A 23,625-nucleotide genomic window follows, 5' to 3' on the forward strand; every position below is an offset into this window, starting at 1 on the left:
TCAGTCCTCCCGCGCCAGCCAGGCCGACACGGCGTCCCACACCTCGCCCAGCACCTGGGGGCGCACCAACTCCGAATGCCCGTACGGCAGGCGGACTTCCGAGATGTCTCCGGAGATGTGCGGCCTCCAGAGCTCCGCGGTGGGCTCGTCCTGCGCCCTGCCCTCGGTCGCGACCACGACCAGCGCGTCCCCGGTGAACCGCCCGAGGTTGTGACGGCCCTTGAGTGCGCCGTTGTTCAGGAAGGCCCGTCCGAGAGAGATCAGTTCGTCGTCCGTGATCGCTCCGAGTACCTCGCCCGCTTCCTCCCGCACCCGGTTCAGCAGATGCTCGGGCACCACATCGAGCTCCGGTGCCCCGACCTCTGTTCCCGGCGGGTTCGGATACGTGTCCATGATGACCAGCGCCGCGACCTCCTCGCCCGCCGCCTGCAACTGGACGGCGATCTCGTGCGCCGGGAACCCTCCGAAGGACCAGCCGAGGAGGTGATAGGGGCCGGTCTTCTGCACCGTGCGGATCTGCTCGATGTAGTCGGCCGCCATCTCCCTGACCGAGCCCGACAGCGCACTCCTTCCATCGAGCCCTCGGGCCTGCAGCCCGTACAGCGGAATGTCCTCGGGAACGAATCGGGCCAGTGGCATGTACGACCAGCTGAGTCCGCCGGCGGGGTGGACGAAGAAGAGGGGCGGTTGGCTGCCCTGTGTACGGATCGGCAGCAGGACGTCGAGCGCGTCGTGCAGGGAAGAGAGATTCATCCGCTTCAGGAGCCCGCTCACCGACGGTGCCGTAAGCAGGCTCCTGACCGGGACCGTCACTCCGCGAGCCTTCAGTCGCGTCACCAGCCGCACCGCGAGGAGTGAGTGCCCGCCCAGACGGAAGAAGTCGTCGTCCACCCCGACGCTCTCCACGCCCAGGACCTCGGCGAACGCGTCGCACATCAACCGCTGAAGCGCGGTGATCGGCCCACGTCCGGTGACAGCCGCTCCGGCCACTCCGGCGGTGGGGTCGGGGGCGGGGAGGGCTTTGCGGTCGAGCTTGCCGTTGGCGGTCACCGGCAGCTCATCCAGCACCACGACCGCCGACGGCACCATGTACTCCGGCAGCCCGGCGGCCGCGAACTGCCGTACCGTCTCTGCCAGTTCGGTGCCTGCGTCCGCCACTGGCACGACATAGGCGGCCAAGGACATCTCACCTGGAGTGTCTTCTCGTACGATGACCGCCGCTTGGCGTACGGCGGGGTGCGCGGCGATGACTGCCTGTACCTCGCCGGGCTCGATCCGGAAGCCCCGGATCTTCACCTGGTCATCCGCACGCCCCAGGTACTCCACCTGCCCGGCCGCACTCCACCGCGCCACATCCCCCGTCCGATACAGCCGTTCGCCCACCCCGAACGGCGACGCCACAAACCGCTCCGCCGTCAGGCCCGGACGGCCCGCATAACCCCGCGCCAGCTGCACCCCGGCCAGATACAGCTCACCGGCCACACCCACCGGCACCGGCATCAGACCCGCATCCAGCACATACACCCGGGTGTTGGCCACCGGCACACCGATCGGCACCGGCCCGCTGTCCTGGCCGGGCACACACCGCCACCCCGTCACATCCACCGACGCCTCCGTCGGCCCGTACAGGTTGTGCAGCTCGACTCCCGGACCGAACACCCCGAAGAACCGCTCCTGCACCGCAAGGCCCAGCGCCTCGCCCGAACACACCACCCGCCGCAGCGACCCACACCGCGCCGCCGCCGGCTCCGCCACAAACACCTCCAACATCGACGGCACAAAATGCACCGTCGACACCCGCTGCACCTCCATCAGTTCCGCCAGATACTCCGGATCCCGATGCCCACCCGGCCGCGCCACCACCATCGTCGCGCCCCGCACCAACGGCCAGAACAACTCCCACACCGACACATCGAAACCGAACGGCGTCTTGTGCAACACCCGCTCACCCGCCGCCAACCCGAACCGCTCCTGCATCCACCCCAACCGGTTCACAATCCCCGCATGCGACGTCACCACACCCTTCGGCCGCCCCGTCGACCCCGACGTGAACATCACATACGCCGCAGACCCCGCATCCACCACCACCCCCGGCGACACACCCGGCACGTCCACCAGCCCCGGATCATCCACAAACACCCGCACCAGACCCTCCGGCAGCACACCGGCCATCCCACTCGCCGTAACCGCACACACCGCCCCCGCATCCGCGACCATCACCGCCACCCGCTCCACCGGCAACTCCGGATCCAACGGCACATACGCCCCACCCGCCTTGAGCACCCCCAGCAGCGCCACCACCAAATCCACCGAACGCTCCAGACACACCCCCACCACCGACTCCGCACCCACACCCGCAGCCATCAGGCGATGCGCCAGCCGATTCGCCCGCACCTCCAACTCCCCATACGTCAACTCCACCCCGTCACACACCACCGCCACCGCACCCGGAGTCCGCCCCACCTGCACCTCGAACAACCCATGCAATGTCCCCACCGGCAGCTCGACCACCGTGTCATTCCACTCCCCCACCACCCGCCGCCGCTCGATGTCACCCATGACATCAACGCCATGAAGCGGCACATCGGAGTCGGTGTCCAGCGCCTCACCCAACGCCGCCGCCAGGCTCTCCACCGCCGTGTGCAACAGCCCGCACACCGCCTCCGAATCGGCAGGCGCCAGCGCATCAACCGTCAGCCAGATCCCCTCACCCACATCATCGACCGACACCGTCAGCGGATAGTTGGTGCGCTCCTCCATGAGCACCGTCCTGATGCCCTCGACCCGCTCCTTGGTGGCCTCCTGACTGTTCGGGGTCGCGCGCTGGTCGGCGTTGTGCCGGTAGTTGAAGAGGGAGGTGAACAGAGGCGTGTTGGCCGGCACCCCACTGGCCTTCTGCGCCAGTGCCAGCGGAGCGTGCTCGTGTTCGAGCAGCGCGGCCAGCTGACCACGCATCCCCGACACCGCCTCCACCACACCTGTCTGGGCCAACTCCACCCGCACCGGCAACGTGTTGATGAAGGGGCCGACGACTCGGTCCGCGCCGGCGCCGGCGTTCATGCGCCCGAACAGCACCGTCCCGAACACCACGTCCGAACGCCCCGACACCGCTCCCAACACCCGCGCCCACGCCACATGGAACAGCGTCGCCGGACTCACCCCAAGACGCCGTGCCAAGCCCCGTACCGCGGCCACCACCGGCGCCCGCACCGGCAGTTGCGCCCGCACCGCACCCGCACCATCACCATGCACATCCACCAGCCCGTACGGCGCCGTCGGCTCCTCCACATCGCCCAACAGCCCCGCGAAATACCGCTCGTGCTCCGCCCGCTCCACCCCACCACGCGCCTGCGCCACGAAATCCCGGAACGGCAACGGCCGGGCCAACTCCCCACCACGCCCCGCCAGAATCGCCCGCACTTCTCCCAGCAGCACGTCCATGGCCGTGTGGTCGCGAACCATCTGGTGGATACGGAGAGACGCCAGCCAGCGGCCGTCGCCTTCTGGATGTGCGGCGATGTGCAGGTCCAACAGGGGTGCCCGGGTCACATCCATCGTCGACCCGGCCGCCCGCAACAGCTGCTGCACCGGATCCGGTCCCGACTCCAGCGCCACCTCGCGCACCGGCAGCACCGCCGCACGCGCCACCACCTGCACCGGCTCCCGCAATCCCTCCCACACCACCGCCGTGCGGTAGATGTCATGCCGGTCCACCACCTGCTGCAACGCAGCGGCAAACCCGCCCACCCGGGCACGCGAGTCGAACTCCAGGACCACCGGCATGACATACACATCTCGTGCGCCTGCGTCTGTCATCAGGTGGTGGAAGAGGATGCCCTCCTGCAGGGGCGCCAGCGGATAGATGTCCGCGACATTGCCCGCCCCACCCTCGACCGTGGCCACCACGGTGTCGATCTCGTCCTCGTCCAGCTCCACCAGCGGCAGCATCTCCGGAGTGATCACCTCCGTACCCACCGGGATACGGTTTTCCGGCACCACCACCTGCTCCGCACCCGCCGCAGCCGCCAGGCTGGCCACGGTCGGCGTCTCGAAGAGCGTCCGTACGGAGAGCGAGACTCCACGCGGCCGCAGCAACTCCACAAGGCGTACGGCAAGCAGAGAATGCCCTCCGAGTTCGAAGAAGTCGTCGTCGACACTCACCGTCGGCACTCCTAGAACCTCCGCGAACGCGGCGCACAGGATCTCCTCCTGCGCCGTGCTCGGACCGCGGCCGCCGATGGTGACCGTGCCCGCGTGGTCCGGTGCCGGCAGCGCCTTGCGATCCAGCTTGCCGTTGCCGGTCAGGGGCACTGCATCGAGTACCACCACCGCCGACGGCACCATGTGCTCGGGCAGGCGCTCGCCCGCGTACCGGCGCACCAGCGCCGGCAGGCCTTCGCCACCGTCCTGGTCCTCGGGGACGACGTAGGCGACCAGGCGCCGGTCGCCCGGGGTGTCCTCGCGGGCGATCACGGCCGCCTGGCGTACGGCAGGGTGCGCGGCGACAACCGTCTGTACCTCGCCCGGCTCGATCCGGAAGCCGCGGATCTTCACCTGCTCATCCGCACGACCCGCGAACACCAGCTGCCCGTCCGCCGTCCATCGCACCCGGTCCCCGGTGCGATACATCCGCTCGCCGATGGCGAACGGGCAGGCCACAAAGCGCTCCGCGGACAGCCCCGCCCTGCCCACATAGCCACGGGCCAGCTGTGCCCCGGCGACGTACAACTCGCCATTCGTGCCCGGCGCCACCGGCCGCAGTCGTTCATCCAGCGCATAGGCCCGCGTATTGCCCACCGGCCTTCCCAGCGGCACCACCCCGTCGGCCACCACCTCGGCCGTCAGCCGGCCGGTGGCCACTCCGATCGTGGTCTCGGTCGGGCCGTAGTGGTTGAACACCGCCCGCTCACCCGCGGCCGCCAGCAACCCCTCCGTCCAGGCAGGAGACGCCGCCTCCCCGCCCAGGACCAGCGCGCGCTGCGGAAGCACCCTTTCCAGCCCGCCGACCGCGCCGAGTGCCGCCAGATGCGAGGGCACGGCCTTCAGGTGGTCGATGCCATGCGCCGCCAGGTACTCGGCCACCGCCGTCGCATCCACCGCCGCCTCGGCGGGCAGTACATGCAACTCGCCGCCTGTGGTCAGGCAGCCGAACACGACGGTGTTACCCAGGTCCGTCGCCTGCCCCTGCAGGACCGCATACCGGGCGCCCGGCCGGCCGAGACCCAGCTCGCCCGGCACACATGCCACGTAGTTGGTCAGTCCGCGGTGGGTCACCGCCACGCCCTTGGGCCGGCCCGTCGAACCCGACGTGTAGATGACGTACGCCAATTGCTCCGGCGCCACCGGGACCGCCGGCGGCGTGGTCGGCAGCATCGCCAGCGCCGCGCGCGTCGCCGTGGCATCCACCTCCACCGTCACCAGCCGCCCCACCGGCAGCTCCTCCAGCAGTTCCTCCGTGCCCACCAGCACCGCCGCCCGGCTGTCGGCCAGCATGAACGCGATCCGCTCCGCCGGATACTCCGGATCGACCGGCACATACGCCGCCCCCGCCTTCCACACCCCCAAGATCGCCACAATCATGTCCACCCCGCGCGGCAGACACAGTCCCACCACCGACTCCGCCCCCACACCGCGACCGATCAGCGCATGCGCCAGCTGATTCGCCCGCGCATCCAGCTCGGCATACGTCAGCTTGTTGCCCTCGCACACGACCGCGGCCGCATCCGGCGTCCGCGCCACCTGCGCCTCGAACAACCCCGCCACCGATACCGGCGCGACATCCACACCCGTGTCGTTCCACTCGCTCAACACCCGCCTGCGCTCGCTCGGCTCGAGTACGGGCACCGTGCTCACCCGGGTAGCGAGATCATCCGCCAGCGCCTCAAGGACTCGTGTCCAACGCTCCGCGATCCGCTCGACCGACTCGGCGTCGAATACGTCGGCCGCTCCCGTGAGCGAACCCAGGAGGCCTGCGGGCCGACCTTCGCTGTCGAAGACCTCCCCGATCAGCAGATCGAGGTCGAACTTCGCCAACGGCGAGCCCGCCGCCATGCCCTTGATCTGCACGCTCGGCAGGTCGATGCCGCCGGTGTTCTGGAAGGTGAGCACGACCTGGAACAACGGGTGCCGGGCCAGCGAGCGGGCCGGTGCCAGTTCCTCCACCAGCCGCTCGAACGGCACGTCCTGATGCGCGAAGGCGGCCAGGCTCGTCTCCCGCACCCGCTCCAGCACCTGCCCGAGCGTGGGATCGCCGGACAGGTCGGTCCGTACGACCAGGGTGTTCACGAAGCATCCGACGAGATCGTCCAAGGCCTCGTCGGTCCGCCCGGCGATGGCCGACCCGACCGGGATGTCGTCGCCGGCGCCCAGCCTCGACAGCAGTACGGCCAGACCCGCCTGCAACACCATGTACAGGGTCACGCCCTGCTCCCGCGCCCTCTCCACCAGCCGCTGATGCAGCTCACCGGGGATCTGAAGGGACACCGCCGTACCGCGGTGGCTGGCCACGGCCGGACGTGGCCGGTCGAACGGCAACGCCAGCTCCTCCGGCGCCCCGTCCAACGCCGCCCGCCAGTAGGCCACTTGCTGCGCCATGACGCTGTCGGGGTCATCCTGGTCGCCCAGCAACTCCCGCTGCCACAACGCGTAGTCCGCGTACTGCACCGGCAACGCCGACCAGTGCGGCTCACGACCCTCCTGACGCGCGGCGTACGCGGCCGAGACATCCCGGGCCAGGGGCCCCATCGACCAGCCGTCCCAAGCGATGTGATGCACCACGAACACCAGCACATGCTGCTCAGGCCCGGTGGCGAAGAGCCACGCCCGCACCGGCGTCTCGGCCGCCAGATCGAACTCGTACCCCGACGCCCGCCCGATGGCGGCCGCCAACTCGTCCTCCGCGACCTCCACCACCTGCAGGTCCCACACCAAGTCCTGGACCTCGATGATCTGTTGGTAAGGCTCTCCGTCCAAAACCCCGAACCGGGTACGCAACACCTCGTGCCGGCCCAGCACATCCCGCAGCGCCGCATTCAACGCCACCGGATCAACGTCTCCCGACAACCGCAACGCCACCGGCAGGTTGTAGACCGCACTGGGCCCCTCCAACTGCCCTATGAACCAGAGCCGTTGCTGCGCATACGACAACGGCACCTGCTCCGGCCGCTCCCGCACCACCAACGCCGACCGCGCCCCACCCGCTTCCGTCAGCCGCCCCGCCAAGGCCGCCGGCGTCGACGCCTCGAACAACAGCCGGAGGGGAAGTTCGACGCCCAGGACGGTGCGGATACGGCTGACCAGCCGCATCGCGAGGAGGGAGTGGCCGCCGAGGCGGAAGAAGTCGTCATCCACCCCGAAGGCCTCCACGCCCAGGACATGGGCGAAGGCGCCGCAGAGCAACTCCTCCTGCACCGTGGCCGGTTCCCGGTTCGTGCCAACGGCCGGGTCTGGGGCGGGCAGAGCCCTGCGGTCGAGCTTGCCGTTGGCGGTGACCGGCAGCGCGTCGAGCACCATGACAGCCGACGGGACCATGTACTCCGGCAGCCCGGCGGCTGCGAACTGCCGTACCGTCTCGCCCAGTCCGGCACTCGCACCTGTCACCGGCACGACGTAAGCGACCAGCCGCTGGTCACCCGGAACATCCTCACGCACGATCACCGTCGCCTGCCCGACCTGCGGATGCATGGCGATGACTGCCTGTACCTCGCCCGGCTCGATCCGGAAGCCCCGGATCTTCACCTGGTCATCCGCACGCCCCAGATACTCCACCTGCCCGGCCGCACTCCACCGAGCCACATCGCCGGTGCGATACAGCCGTTCGCCCACCCCGAACGGCGACGCCACAAACCGCTCCGCGGTCAGCCCCGGACGGCCCGCATAACCCCGCGCCAGCTGCACCCCGGCCAGATACAGCTCACCGGCCACACCCACCGGCACCGGCATCAGACGCGCATCCAGGACGTAGACGCGGGTGTTGGCCACCGGCACACCGATCGGCACCGGCCCGCTGTCCTGGCCGGGCACACACCGCCACGCCGTCACATCCACCGACGCCTCCGTCGGCCCGTACAGGTTGTGCAGCTCCGTCCCCGGACCGAACACCTCGAAGAAGCGCTCCTGCACCGCAAGGCCCAGCGCCTCGCCCGAACACACCACCCGCCGCAGACTCCCGCAGCCCCCCGCCGCCGGCTCCGCCACAAACACCTCCAGCATCGACGGCACAAAATGCACCGTCGACACCCGCTGCACCTCCATCAGTTCCGCCAGATACTGCGGATCCCGATGCCCGCCCGGCCGCGCCACCACCATGGTCGCGCCCTGCACCAACGGCCAGAACAACTCCCACACCGACACATCGAAACCGAACGGCGTCTTGTGCAACACCCGCTCACCCGCCGCCAGACCGAACCGCTCCTGCATCCACCCCAACCGGTTCACAATCCCCGCATGCGACGTCACCACACCCTTCGGCCGACCCGTCGACCCGGAGGTGAAGATGAGGTACGCAGCAGACCCGGCATCCACCACCACCCCCGGCGATGTCCCCGGCACGTCCTCCAGACCCGGGTCATCCACAAACACCCGCACCAGACCCTCCGGCAGCACACCGGCCAGCCCACTCGCCGTAACCGCACACACCGCACCGGCATCCGCGACCATCACCGCCAGCCGCTCCACCGGCAGCTCCGGATCCAACGGCACATACGCCCCACCCGCCTTGAGCACCGCGAGCAGCGCCACCACCAAATCCACCGAACGCTCCAGACACACCCCCACCACCGACTCCACACCCACACCCCCAGCCATCAGACGACGCGCCAGCCGATTCGCCCGCACATCGAGCTGCGCATACGTCAACTCCACCCCGTCACACACCACCGCCACCGCACCCGGACTCCGCCCCACCTGCACCTCGAACAACCCATGCAATGTCCCCACCGGCAGCTCGACCACCGTGTCATTCCACTCCCCCACCACCCGCCACCGCTCGATGTCACCCATGACATCAACGCCATGAAGCGGCACATCGGGATCGCCGGCTAGCGCCTCAAGAACCCGCACCCAGCCCGCAGCCATCCGCTCCACCGACCCGGCATCGAAGAGATCCGCCGCACCGATCAGTGCACCGCGGAGCCCGGCGGGACTCCCCTGAGCATCGACGACCTCGGCGATGGTCAGATCGAGGTCGAACCGTGCCATCGGAGTGCCGTTGGCCAGGCCGTCGGTGTGAGCTCCTGGCAGGTCGAGGGTGGCGCGGTCGGTGTTCTGAAGCGTCAGCATGACCTGGAACAGGGGGTGGCGGGCCAGCGAGCGGACCGGTGACAGTTCCTCCACCAGCCGCTCGAACGGCACGTCCTGATGCGAGAGCGCCGCCACGCTCGTCTCCCGCACTCGCGCCAGCAGCTGCGTGAAGGTGGGGTCACCCGTCAGGTCGGCGCGGACCACGACGGTGTTCACGAAGAACCCGACCAGCTCATCCAGTGCCTCGTCGGTGCGTCCGGCGGTGGCGGACCCGATCGGGATGTCGGTGCCCGCGCCCAGCCGTGACAGCAACACCGCCAACGCCGCCTGCAACACCATGTACAACGTGACGCCCTGCTCCCGCGCCACCTCCACCAGCCGCCGATGCAACCCGGCCGACACCTCCAACGGCACCCCCACACCCCGATGACTGGCCACCGCCGGACGCGGCCGGTCGAACGGCAACACCAACTCCTCCGGCGCCCCCTCCAACGCCCCCCGCCAATACCCCACCTGCCCGGCCAACACACTGCCCGGATCGTCCCCATCCCCCAGCAACTCCCGCTGCCACAACGCATAGTCCGCGTACTGCACCGCCAACGCATCCCACGCCGGCGTATGGCCGGTCCTACGGGCCGCGTATGCCGTCGAGATGTCCCGCGCCAGCGGTCCCATGGACCAGCCGTCCCCTGCCACGTGATGCACCACCAGTACCAGCACGTGCGCCTCAGGACCGGTGGTGAACAGCCATGCCTTGATGGGCACTTCGGTCGCAAGGTCAAAGGTGCATGCCGCCGCTCGCCCGATGGCGGCGGCCAGTTCCTCCTCCGCGACCTGGACCGTCTCCAGGTCCCACTGGAGCTCCGGGAGCTCCACGATCTGCTGGTACGGCTCGCCGTCGGCCACCCCGATCACCGTGCGCAGCACCTCGTGGCGACCCACCACATCCCGCAGCGCCGCGTTCAACGCGCCCGCGTCCACCGCCCCCGACAACCGCAACGCGACGGGCAGGTTGTAGACCGGACTCGGGCCCTCCAACTGCCCGACGAACCACAGTCGTTGCTGCGCATACGACAACGGCACCCGCTCCGGCCGCTCCCGCACCACCAACGCCGACCGCGCACTCCCCGCCTCCGTCAACCGCCCCGCCAACGCCGCCGGCGTCGAGGCCTCGAACAACACCCGGAGGGGAAGTTCCACCCCCAACACGCTTCGTATCCGGCTCACCAGCCGCACCGCCAGCAGCGAGTGTCCGCCCGACCGGAAGAAGTCGTCATCGACGCCGAACCCCGCCAGCCCCAGCACCTGTGCGAAGGCGCCGCAGAGCAGCTCCTCCTGTACCGTGGCCGGGCCTCGACCCGTGCCGGACTCCTGACCGTGGGCGGGCATCGGCAACGCCTGGCGATCGACCTTTCCGTTCGCGGTCAACGGCAGCGCGTCCAGTACCACCACCGCCGACGGCACCATGTACTCCGGCAACCGCTCGGCCACGAATTGCCGTACCGGCTCCGACAGTCCCGCGGCCGTGCTTTGCGCCTCCTTCGCCACCACATAGGCCACCAGCCGTATGTCCGCCGGCACGTCCTCCCGCGCCACCACCGCCACTTGGTCCACCCCCGGATGCAAGGCGACGACCGTCTGCACCTCACCCGGCTCGATCCGGAACCCCCGGATCTTCACCTGCTCGTCCGCACGCCCCACGAACACCAGCCGGCCGTCGCCACCCCACCGCACACGGTCCCCGGTGCGGTACATCCGCTCACCCGTCCCGAACGGACATGCCACAAACCGCTCGGCCGACAGTCCCGCCCGCCCCGCATAACCCCGCGCCAACCCCGCACCAGCGACGTACAACTCACCCGCCACACCCACCGGCACCGGGGACAGCGCATCGTCCAGAACGAACACCCGCGTGTTGTCCAACGGCCGCCCGATCGGCGGGTCTGTGTCATCAGCGCCCGCCGACCCGTCCACCCGTGCCGCCGTCGACCAGATCGTGGTCTCCGTCGGCCCGTACAGGTTCGTCGTCTCGCCCAGCGCGCTCATCGTTTCCGCCAGCGGCGCAGGGAGCGCCTCGCCACCGACGAGCAGCCGCATCTCCGGCAGCCCGGTGTCGGCCTCCGACAGCTCAGCGAGCACGGCCCGCCAGAGTGACGGAGTCGCCTGCATGATCGTCGCGCCGCTCCTGCGCAGCAGAGCGACCAGTTCCACCGGGTCGACGACCACGTCCCGCGGTGCCGGCACCAGCCGCGCGCCGCTGATCAGCGGCAGGTACAGCTCAAGGGCGGCGATGTCGAACGACACGGTGGTGACCCCGACCCACACGTCCTGCTCGGTGAGCGGAAAGCGCACGCCCATGTCGTTCAGGAAGTTCAGCAGACTTCCGTGCGACACCACCACGCCCTTCGGCCGGCCCGTCGAGCCCGAGGTGTAGATGACGTACGCCGCATGTTCATGACGCAGTGCCACACCGGGAGAGCTCGCCGACTCCTCCGCGAGCGCAGCCACCGTCTCCGGATCGTCGAGCACCACCGCGGACACACCGTCGGGCAGCGCAGCGGCCAGTCCCGACGTGGTCACCGCGTACTCGACACCGGCATCCGCCAGTACGAACGCCACGCGCTCCGCCGGATACCCGGGGTCCACCGGAAGATAGGCCGCCCCCGCCTTCCACACGCCCAGGAGTGCGACCACCAGGTCGGCCGAACGTCCCAACAGCACAGGAACGATCGACTCCGGCCCGACCCCCGCGGCCATCAGGCGATGGGCCAGCCGATTCGCCCGCGCCTCCAACTCCCCATACGTCAGCTCGCCCCCGTCGCACTCGACTGCCACCGCATCCGGGGTCCGCGCCGCCTGCGCCTCGAACAGCTCCGGCACCAGGTTGCGGGGCAGCGCGACGGCCGTGTCGTTCCACTGTTCCAGCACCCTGCGACGCTCGGTGTCGTCCATGACGTCGACGTCATGAAGCGGCAGGTCGGTGTCGGTGTCCAGTGCCTCGCCCAGCGCGGTCGTCAGGTTCTCCACCGCGGTGTGCAGCAGTTCGCACACGGCCTTCGAGTCGGCTGGGGCCAGCGCATCGACCGTCAGCCAGAGTCCCGTTCCGTCGTCGTCGATCGCGACGCTCAGCGGGTAGTTGGTGCGCTCCTGCTTGTAGCGGGTCCTGATCCCTTCGACCCGCTTCTCGTCGGTTTCCTGGGCGGCGTTGTGCCGGTAGTTGAAGAGGGAGGTGAACAGCGGTGTGTTGGCCGGCACCCCACTGACCTGCTGGGCCAGCGTCAACGGAGCATGCTCATGCTCCAGCAGCGCGGCCAGCTGACCACGCATCCCCGACACCGCCTCCACCACACCCGTCCCCGCCAACCCCACCCGCACCGGCAAAGTGTTGATGAACAACCCCGCCACCCGGTCCGCACCCGCACCCGCATTCATCCGCCCGAACAACACCGTCCCGAACACCACATCCGAACGCCCCGACACCGCTCCCAACACCCGCGCCCACGCCACATGGAACAGCGTCGCCGGACTCACCCCAAGGCGTCGTGCCAAGCCCCGTACCGCGGCCACCACCGGCGCCCGCACCGGCAGCTGCGCCCGCACCGCACCCACACCATCACCATGCACATCCACCAGCCCGTACGGAGCCGTCGGCTCCACCACATCGCCCAACAGCCCCGCGAAATACCGCTCATGCTCCGACCGCTCCACCCCACCCCGCGCCTGCGCCACGAAGTCCCGGAACGGCAACGGATCCGCCAACTCCCCACCACGCCCCGCCAAGATCATGCGTGCCTCGTTCAGCACCACATCCATCCCGGTGTGGTCCTGCACCAGGTGATGCATCCGCAGCAGCACCAACCAGCGGCCGTCGCCCTCCGGATGCGCGGCGATGTGGAGGTCCATCAGGGGTGCCCGGGTCACGTCCATCGTCGCCCCGGCCGCCCGCAACAACTGCCGTACCGGATCCGGTCCCGACTCCAGCGCCACCTCCCGCACCGACAGCACCGCCGCACGCGCCACCACCTGCACCGGCTCCCGCAACCCCTCCCACACCACCGCCGTGCGGTAGATGTCATGCCGGTCCACCACCTGCTGCAACGCAGCGGCAAACCCGCCCACCCGGGCACGCGAGTCCAACTCCAGCACCGCCGGCATGACATAGGCGTCATCGCCGCCCGTCCCCGCCATCAGATGGTGGAAGAGGATGCCCTCCTGCAGGGGCGCCAGCGGATAGATGTCCGCGACATTGCCCGCCCCGCCCTCGACCGCTGCGACGACCGTGTCGATCTCGTCCTCGTCCAGCTCCACCAGCGGCAGCATCTCCGGAGTGATCACCTCCGTACCCGCCGGGATACGGTTCTCCGGCACCACCACCCGCTCCGCACCCGCCGCACCCGCCAGCCCCGCCACCGTCGGCGTCTCGAACAGAGCCCGCACGGGCAGGGAAACACCGCGCCCGCGCAGCAGCTCCACCAGGCGTACTGCGAGCAGGGAGTGCCCGCCGAGCGCGAAGAAGTCGTCGTCCATGCCGACGCTGTCCAGGCCCAGGACTTCGGCGAACGCCGTGCACAGCAGGCTTTCGCGGGGTGTTGACGGTTCCCGGCCCACTCCGGCCGCGTACTCCGGTGCCGGGAGGGCTTTGCGGTCCAGCTTTCCGTTGATGGTCAGCGGGAGAGCGTCCAGCACCACCACCGCCGACGGCACCATGTATTCGGGCAGCAGCTCGCCCACGAACTGACGCAGCAGCGCCGACAGGCCCTCCTCGACCTCCCCTTCCTCGGGGACGACGTAGGCGACCAGGCGTTTGTCGCCCGGGGTGTCCTCACGCACCACGACCGCCGCCTGCGCAAGCGCCGGATACGCCGCGACAGCGGCCTGCACCTCGCCCGGCTCGATCCGGAACCCCCGGATCTTCACCTGCGCGTCCGCCCGCCCCGCGAACACCAGCTGCCCATCAGCCGTCCACCGCACCCGGTCCCCGGTGCGATACATCCGCTCACCGCCGGCAAACGGGCAAGCCACAAACCGCTCCGCCGTCAACCCGGCCCGCCCCGCATACCCGCGCGCCAACCCCGCACCCGCGATGTACAACTCGCCCACCACGCCCACCGGCACCGGGCAGAGCGCATCGTCGAGGACGTACAGCCGTGTGTTGGCAACCGGAGCACCGAACGGAACCGGCCCTTCCCTTTGCGGTTCCACCTGGCCGGCCGCGACCATGACGGTTGCTTCGGTCGGCCCGTAGGTGTTCACCAGTCGGCGCCCGGCAGCCCAGGTCCCCGCCGCCTGTGCGCTGATGGCCTCGGCGCCCACCACCAGGGTGCGTATGCCGGCCAGGTCTGCCGGGGTCAGTACGCCCAGCAGCGAGGGCACCACGCTCGCCACCTGTACGTCGGCCGACTCGACCAGCGCGCGCAGCAGCGCCGGTTCGGCGCGCTCCGCCGCACCCGCCACCACGAGTCGCGCCCCCGCGGACAAGGCCACGGCCACGTCCAGCACCGACGCGTCGAAGCTGAACGAAGCGAACTGCAGCACTCCGACGCCCGGGCCCGCCCCGAAGACCGGCCGGAACGCCGCTGCGGCATTGGCCAGGGAACGGTGGCTGACGGCAACTCCCTTCGGGCGGCCTGTCGACCCCGAGGTGTAGATGACGTACGCCAGCTGCCCGGCGGCCTCCTTCACCGACACGGGGCTCGCAGGCTGCGCGACCGACGCCGGATCGTCCAGGGCGACGACCGGCAGGTCGGCCGGAAGCGAGTCGGATCCCGCCTTCGTCACGGCGCACACCGCGCCTGCGTCCGCGAGCATGAAGGCGACCCGCTCGGCCGGCAGCCCGGGATCCACCGGCACGTACGCGGCACCGGCCATCCATACGCCGACGATCGCCGTCACCATGTCCACGCCGCGCGGCAGGCTCAGAGCCACGACGGACTCCGGGCCCACTCCCGACTGTCGCAGCAGAAGGGCCAGGCGATTCGCCTGCGCGACCAACATCCCGTACGAGAGCTCGGTCCCGTCGCAGATCACGGCCGTCGCCTCGGGGGTGCGAGCGGCGTGGGCGGCGATCAGCTGCGGAACGGAGTCGGCCGGGATCGCCGCCGCCGTGTCGTTCCACTCCACCAGCGCTCGGTGACGCTCGTCGTCGTCGAGTACGTCGAAGCGGCTGACGGGCAGGTCCGGGTCGGCGGCAAGTGTCTCGAGGACGCGCGTCCAGCGCTTGGCGATGTGCTCCACCGACTCGGCGTCGAAGAGGTCCGCCGCACCGATCAGTGCGCCGCGGAGCCCTCCCGGACGCCCCTGGACGTCGAACTGCTCGTCCACCGTCAGGTCCAGGTCGAACCTGGCCACCGTCGCACCGCTCGTGGCCTCGTTGGCGTGACTGCGGGTGCGGGCTCCGGGGAGGTCGAGGGTGGCGCGGTCGGTGTTCTGCAGGGTCAGCATGACCTGGAAGAGGGGGTGGCGGGCCAGTGACCGGGCCGGTGCCAGTTCCTCCACCAGTCGCTCGAACGGCACGTCCTGATGCGACAGCGCCGCCACGCCCGTCTCCCGCACCCGCGCCAGCAGCTGCCCGAACGTCGGATCGCCCGACAGATCTGCGCGTACCACGACGGTGTTCACGAAGAACCCGACCAGCTCGTCCATCGCCTCATCGGTGCGCCCCGCCACCGCCCCACCGATCGGGATGTCACTGCCCGCTCCGAGCCGCGACAGCAGCACCGCCAATGCCGCCTGCAACAGCATCGACAGCGTCACCCCGCGCTCACGGGCCACCTCCGCCAGCCGTTGATGCAACTCGGCCGGCACCTCCAGCGGCACCCCCACCCCCCGATGACTGGCCACGGCAGGACGCGGCCGGTCGAACGGCAACGCCAGCTCCTCCGGCGCCCCGTCCAACGCCGTCCGCCAGTACGCCACTTGCTGCGCCATGACACTGGCAGGATTGCCCGCATCCCCCAGCAACTCCCGCTGCCACAAGGCATAATCCGCGTACTGCACCGGCAGCGCAGCCCAGTTCGGCTCACGGCCCTCTCGACGCGCGGCGTACGCGGCCGAGACATCCCGGGCCAGGGGACCCATCGACCAGCCGTCCCCCGCCACGTGATGCACGACCAGAACCAGCACGTGCGCCTCGGGACCGGCGGTGAACAGCCATGCCTTGACGGGCACTTCGTCGGCGAGATCAAAGGCATGCCCGGACGCCGCCGTCACCGCGGCCTGCAGCTCGTCGTCTGCGACCTCGACCACCTGCAGGTCCCAGGCCAGGTCCTGGACGTCGATGATCTGTTGGTACGGCTCGCCGTCCGCCACCCCGATCACCGTACGCAGCACCTCGTGCCGATGCAGCACATCATGCAGCGCCGCATTCAACGCAACAGGATCAACGTCTCCCGACAACCGCAACGCCACCGGCAGGTTGTAGACCGCGCTGGGCCCCTCCAACTGCCCTATGAACCACAGCCGTTGCTGCGCATACGACAACGGCACCCGCTCCGGCCGCTCCCGCACCACCAACGCCGAGCGCGCCCCACCCGCCTCCGTCAGCCGCCCCGCCAAGGCCGCCGGCGTCGACGCCTCGAACAACAGCCGCAGCGGTACCTCCACTCCCAACACCGCGCGAATACGGCTCACCAACCGCACCGCCAACAGCGAATGGCCACCCAGCTGGAAGAAGTCCTCGTCAGCCCCGACCCCCTCCAGCCCCAGCACCTGCGCGAACGCCCCGCACACCAGCTCCTCCCGCACCGTGGCCGGCCCCCGGCCGACCACCCCACCACCGCCGTACTCCGGTACCGGCAACGCCCGCCGATCCACCTTCCCGTTCGCCGTCAACGGCAACGCATCCAGCACCACCACTGCCGACGGCACCATGTACTCCGGCAGCCGTGCGCCCACCAACCCGCGTACCGCACCGGCCACTTCGCCGCCGGGCCTGCCGCCGCCCACCACCACGTACGCCACCAGCCGCCTGTCCCCCGGCACGTCCTCCCGAGCCACCACCAGCGCCTGCTCCACCCCCGGGTGCGACGCCACCACCGCCTCCACCTCACCGGGCTCGATCCGGAACCCCCGGATCTTCACCTGCTCATCCGCACGCCCCGCGAACACCAACCGCCCGTCAGCCGTCCACCGCACCCGGTCCCCGGTCCGGTACATCCGCTCACCGTCGGCAAACGGACACGCCACAAACCGCTCCGCCGACAGTCCCGCCCGCCCCACATAACCTCGCGCCAACCCCGCACCGGCGATGTACAACTCCCCCACCACACCCACCGGCACCGGGGACAGCGCATCGTCCAGAACGAACACCCGCGTGTTGTCCAACGGCCGCCCGATCGGCAGCACATCCGTGGTGACCTGCCGGGTCTCCAGCTGGGTCGCGCAGAGCGTCACCTCCGTCGGACCGTACAGGTGACGTACCGTCACATCAGGGCATGCGTGCAGCACCTGCCGCACCGACGCAGCGGGCACGAGATCGCCGCCCGTCAGGACCTCCTGCACGCCTTCGAAGCAGCCGGGGTCCTCCTGGGCCAGCACCCGCAGCAGCCCGGCGGTCACATGGACATGCGTCAGCCCGAAGGCGGCGATCAGCCCTCGCAGCCCTGCCGCGTCCATCTCCCGTTCCGGAGCCACGACCACACGGGCACCCGCGCACAGCGGTCCCCAGATCTCATAGGTCGAGGCATCGAACACGTGCGGCGCGTGAAAGAGCACCCGGGACTCGGGGGACAGGGCCCAGCAGCGGTCCGAGACGAGTCCCATCACGTCCCCGTGGGTGGCCGCCACACCCTTCGGCCGGCCCGTCGACCCCGACGTGTACATCACGTACGCCACATGCTCCGGACGCAGCGCCACACCGGGAGAGGTCGCTGTCTCCTGCGCGAGCGCGGCCACCACCGCCGGGTCGTCCAGCACCACCGCGGACACACCCTCGGGCAGTACGTCGGCCGGTCCGGAGACGGTCACCGCGCAGACGGCCTCCGAGTCCTCGAGCATGAAGGCGATCCGGTCGGCGGGATAGCCGGGATCGACGGGCAGGAAGGCCCCTCCGGCCTTGAGCACACCCAGCAGCGCCACCACCAGGTCGACGGAACGCTCCATGAGCACCGCGACCACACACTCCGGTCCCACTCCCGACCGGCGCAGCAGATGCGCCAGCCGGTTCGCCCGCGCGTCGAGGTCCGCATACGAGAGCTCGGTCCCGCCGTCGGTGAGGGCTGTGGCGTCCGGGGTGCGGACAGCCCGGGTCTCGAAGAGGCCGGGCAGCGTCGTCCCGGCGTCTCCGGTCGCAGTGTCGTTCCACTCCGCCAGCACCTTCCGGCGCTCTCCCGGGTCGAACACATCCACTTCGTCGAGCCGGACATCCGGCCCGGAGCACAGCGTTTCCAGTACGCGCACCAGCCGGCCGCCGATCCGCTCCACGGACGCCCGGTCGAACAGGTCCGCCGACCCGGTCAGCTCGCCGCGCACCCCGGCGGGGCGGCCCTGAGCATCGAAGACCTCGCCCATCATCAGGTCGAGATCGAACTTCGCATCCGCCGGCCCGTCGGCTGCGCTCCCCGACATGCCCCTGACCTGCGCACCGGGCAGGTCGAGGGCCGCCCGGGCGTTGTTCTGCACGGTCAGCATGACCTGGAACAGCGGGTGCCGGGCCAGCGAACGCGTGGGAGCCAGCTCCTCCACCAGCCGCTCGAACGGCACGTCCTGATGCGCGAAGGCGGCCAGGCTCGACTTGTGCACCCGCTCAAGGACCCGCCCGAAGGTGGGGTTCCCGGAGAGGTCGGTGCGTATCACGAGGGTGTTGACGAAGAAGCCGATCAGATCGTCCAGCGCCTCGTCGGTACGCCCCGCCACCGCGACCCCGACGGGAATGTCGCTGCCCGCTCCCAGGCGGGACAGCAGGACCGCCAGACCGGCCTGCAGCACGACGAACGGCGTCACGTCGTGCGCCCGTGCCAGTTCCAGGAGCCGCCTGTGCACGTCGGCGGGCAGCTGCAGGGGCACACGGTGCCCGCGATGGCTCGCGACCGCGGGGTAGGCGCGGTCGACGGGGAGTTCCAGCTCCTCCGGTGCGCCGGCCAGCGCCTCACGCCAGTAGGCGACCTGGCGTGACATGACGCTGTTCGGGTCCTGCTCGTCGCCGAGCATCTCCCGCTGCCACAGCGCGTAGTCGGCGTACTGCACGGGCAGTGGCTGCCAGCCCGGCTCCTGTCCCTCCCGGCGGGCCGCATAGGCGACGGAGATGTCCCGCGCGAGCGGTGCGGTCGACCAGCCGTCACTTGCGATGTGATGCACGACCAGTACCAGAACATTCTCGTCGGTACCGGCCGTGAACAGCCAGGCCTTGACCGGTACCTCGGCCGCGAGATCGAAGGTGCAGCCGGACGCCTTCCCGACCGCCGCGGCCAGCTCCTGCTCCGCGACCTCGACGACTTCCAACTGCCAATTCAGCTCGGCGAGTTCGAGGATCCGCTGGTACGGCTCGCCGTCCTGCACGCCGATGACCGTACGCAGCACCTCGTGCCGGCCCAGGACGTCCCGCAGCGCCGCCGCCAGTGCCGCCCGGTCGACGTCCCCCGACAACCGCAGCGCCAGCGGAAGGTTGTACATGGCGTGCGGGCCCTCGAGCTGGGTGATGAACCACAGGCGCTGCTGGGCGTACGACAACGGAATCATCGGGACTCCTCCTGCTTGCGCATGGGTCGAAGGGCGGGCCTGCGGGCGGACTTCTGATGGGCGACCTGCCGGGCGAGCCGCGCGACCGTGGGCGCCTCGAACAGCGCCTTGACCGGCATCTCCACGCCGAACCTCCTGCGCACCCGATTGGTGACCCGATGGGCGAGCAGGGAGTTCCCGCCGAGTTCGAAGAAGTCGTCGTCGACGCTCACCGTCGGCAGTCCGAGGACCTGCGCAAACGCGGCGCAGAGGAATTCCTCCCGCTCGTCGGAGGGCGGCCTTCCCGCCCCTGCGGTCTTCGCATGATCGGGGGCGGGCAGCGCCTCGCGGTCGAGCTTGCCGTTGACGGTCAGGGGCAGTGCGTCGAGCACGATCACCGACGCGGGGACCATGTGCTCGGGCAGCCGTTCCTCTGCGAACTGCCGGACAAGGCCGCCCAGTTGCGCGGATCCGTCGGCCTCCGCGGCTTCGGGTACGACGTAGGCGACCAGGCGCCGGTCGCCCGGGGTGTCCTCGCGGGCGATCACGGCCGCCTGGCGTACGGCAGGGTGCGCGGCGACAACCGTCTGCACCTCGCCCGGCTCGACCCGGAACCCCCGGATCTTCACCTGCTCGTCCGCCCGCCCCGCGAACACCAGCTGTCCGTCGGCCCGCATCCGCACCCGGTCCCCGGATCGGTACATGCGCTGCCCCGCCTCGAAGGGGCACGAGACGAAGCGTTCGGCGGTCAGGCCGGCGCGGCCCACGTACCCGCGTGCCAACTGCGCCCCGGCTATGTACAGCTCGCCATGGGCCCCTGGCAGAACCGGACGCAGCCGCTCGTCGAGTACGTAGAGGCGGGTGTTGGCGACCGGCCGCCCGATCGGCACCGCGTCGTCCACCGGATCACCGGCTCTGACCTCGAACACGGAGCATCCGACCACGGTCTCCGTCGGCCCGTACTCGTTGACCACCACGCAGTCCGGCGCACGGCGCAGCCAACCGCTCACCACGGATCCCGCCAACGCCTCGCCGCCCACGATCAGTCGACGTGCCGCCGCTGCCGCCTGTCCGTCCGAGAGCATCTCGTCGAGCAGGGGCAGGTGCCCCGGCACCACCTTCGCCAGCCCGAATTCCCCATGCCGACGGATCAGGCCCGCCAGCCCCTCGGCACCTCCGTCCGGGCTGACCGCCACTGCGGATCCCGAGACGAGCGGCACCAGCACACTCGTCACCGTCAGGTCGAAGGCCGGCGAGGAGTGCAGGGGCGCCCCGCCGCCCCCGGACTCCATGCCGTACGCGCCTACGGCCCACGTCACGTAGTTGGCCAGTCCGCGGTGGGTCACGGCCACGCCCTTGGGCCGGCCGGTCGAACCCGATGTGTAGATGACGTACGCCAGTTGCTCCGCAGCCGTCACGACCACCGGCGGCGTCTGAGGCAACACGGCCAGCGCCGCACGCGTCGCCGACGCGTCGACCTCGACCGTCACCAGCCGCCCCACCGGCAACTCGTCCAGCAGTTCCTTCGTCCCCACCAGCACCGCCGCCCGGCTGTCGGCCAGCATGAACGCGACCCGCTCCGCCGGATACTCGGAATCGATCGGCAGATACGCCGCCCCCGCTTTCCACACCCCCAGCATCGCCACGACCATCTCCACCCCGCGCGGCAGACACAGCCCCACCACCGACTCTGCCCGCACACCCCGCCCGATCAGGAAGTGCGCCAACCGATTCGCCCGGCCGTCGAGCTGCGCATACGACACCTCCTCGTCCCCACACACCACCGCGACCGCATCCGGGGTCCGCGCCACCTGCGCCTCGAACAACCCCGCCACCGAGACCGGGGCGACATCCACCGCCGTTTCGTGCCGGCCGCCCGGTTGCCCGATGTGCGCGGAGTCCGGTGGGTGGCCCGGCAGCTGTCGCTCCCACAGCGCATGGTCCAGCGGCAGAGCGGTCCAGCCCAGGTCCGGGCCCGTGCATCGGGCTCCGTACGCGGCCGGGACCTCCTGCGCCAGGAGGTCCGTCGACCAGCCGTCCCAGACGGTGTGATGCACCACCAGGATCAGCACGTGCTCCTTGAGTCCGGTTGTGAAGAGCCAGGCCCGCACGGGCGCCTCGGAGGTCAGATCGAACGCGTATCCAGACGCCCGCCCGATCGCACCGGCCAGCTCGTCCTCGCCCACCTGCTCGACCTGCAACACCCAGGAGCGCTCACCCAGATCGACGTGTCTGCCCAGCACATCCCGCAACGCCTCATCCAGCACACCGGGGTCCACCGCGCCCGACAGTCGTAAGGACCACAGGCGCTGCTGCGCGGCAGAAGCGGCAGAAGACGGGGTCATCAGGACTCCCTGCGCATCGGCCGCAACGAGGGCCTGGCGGGTGCTTGGCTGTCGACCTGCTCGGCGAGCGCGGCAGGTGTCGGGGTGATGTACACGGTCTGCAGCGGGAGTTCGACGCCCAGGACGGTGCGGATACGGCTGACCAGCCGCATCGCGAGGAGGGAGTGGCCGCCGAGGCGGAAGAAGTCGTCATCCACTCCCACGCTCTCCACACCCAGGACGTGGGCGAAGGCACCGCAGAGCAACTCCTCCTGCACCGTGGCCGGTTCCCGGCCGGCGGGAGCCGCTCCGGCGGTGGGGTCGGGGGCGGGGAGGGCTTTGCGGTCGAGCTTGCCGTTGGCGGTCACCGGCAGCTCATCCAGCACCACGACCGCCGACGGGACCATGTACTCCGGCAGCCCGGCGGCCGCGAACCGCCGCACGTCCTCGCCCGCCCCGGTGCCCGCACCGGCCCCCGGCTGCGGCACGACGTAGGCGACCAGGGACATCTCGCCCGGACTGTCCTCGCGGACGATGACCGCGGCCCGCGCGACCTGCGGATGCGTGGCGATGACTGCCTGCACCTCGCCCGGCTCGATCCGGAAGCCCCGGATCTTCACCTGGTCATCCGCACGCCCCAGATACTCCACCTGCCCGACCGCACTCCACCGCGCCACATCCCCGGTGCGATACAGCCGCTCGCCCACCCCGAACGGCGACGCCACAAACCGCTCCGCGGTCAGCCCCGGACGGCCCGCATAACCCCGCGCCAGCTGCACCCCGGCCAGATACAGCTCACCGGCCACACCCACCGGCACCGGCATCAGACGCGCATCCAGCACATACACCCGGGTGTTGGCCACCGGCACACCGATCGGCACCGGCCCGCTGTCCTGGCCGGGCACACACCGCCACCCCGTCACATCCACCGACGCCTCCGTCGGCCCGTACAGGTTGTGCAGCTCCGTCCCCGGACCGAACACCCCGAAGAACCGCTCCTGCACCGCAAGGCCCAGCGCCTCACCCGAACACACCACCCGCCGCAGACTCCCGCAGCCCCCCGCCGCCGGCTCCGCCACAAACACCTCCAACATCGACGGCACAAAATGCACCGTCGACACCTCCCGCGACCGGATCAACTCCGCCAGATACTCCGGATCCCGATGCCCACCCGGCCGCGCCACCACCATCGTCGCGCCCCGCACCAACGGCCAGAACAACTCCCACACCGACACATCGAAACCGAACGGCGTCTTGTGCAACACCCGCTCACCCGCCGCCAACCCGAACCGCTCCTGCATCCACCCCAACCGGTTCACAATCCCCGCATGCGACGTCACCACACCCTTCGGCCGCCCCGTCGACCCCGACGTGAACATCACATACGCCGCAGACCCCGCATCCACCA

3 protein-coding genes (1 of these 3 cut by a window edge) are annotated in these 23,625 nt (G+C 70.2%); all 3 read right to left on the reverse strand.

All coding sequences use genetic code 11. From position 1 onward, the window contains the following. Tightly spaced (each overlapping or abutting the next), the 3 genes in view from P2Q00_RS06275 to P2Q00_RS06285 form a layout consistent with a single transcriptional unit that may run on beyond the window. Positions 1-19,914, reverse strand: coding sequence for a non-ribosomal peptide synthase/polyketide synthase (locus P2Q00_RS06275; protein WP_275770356.1), 19,914 nt, complete (start codon positions 19,912-19,914; stop codon positions 1-3). Further along, entirely contained in the window at positions 19,911-22,238 is a 2,328-nt protein-coding gene (locus P2Q00_RS06280) for a non-ribosomal peptide synthetase (RefSeq protein ID WP_275770358.1), read from the reverse strand. Before P2Q00_RS06280 ends, P2Q00_RS06275 begins: the two co-directional genes overlap by 4 nt. Then, on the reverse strand, positions 22,238-23,625 hold the 3' end of the coding sequence (locus P2Q00_RS06285; RefSeq protein ID WP_275770359.1) for a non-ribosomal peptide synthetase. Its footprint extends 8,269 nt past the window's final position; the window shows 1,388 of its 9,657 coding nt (coding positions 8,270-9,657); its start codon lies beyond the right edge, outside the window — the gene reads right to left on this strand; the stop codon is at positions 22,238-22,240. The genes P2Q00_RS06280 and P2Q00_RS06285 overlap by 1 nt, the downstream gene beginning before the upstream one ends.

The organism is Streptomyces coacervatus, assembly GCF_029223485.1.
GTDB classification, from domain to species: Bacteria; Actinomycetota; Actinomycetes; order Streptomycetales; family Streptomycetaceae; genus Streptomyces; species Streptomyces coacervatus.

Coding starts and splice junctions, on each gene's coding strand:
- P2Q00_RS06280 (WP_275770358.1), bottom strand. CDS start 22,238: ATGACCCCGTCTTCTGCCGCTTCTGCCGCGCAGCAGCGCCTGTGGTCC.
- P2Q00_RS06275 (WP_275770356.1), bottom strand. CDS start 19,914: ATGATTCCGTTGTCGTACGCCCAGCAGCGCCTGTGGTTCATCACCCAG.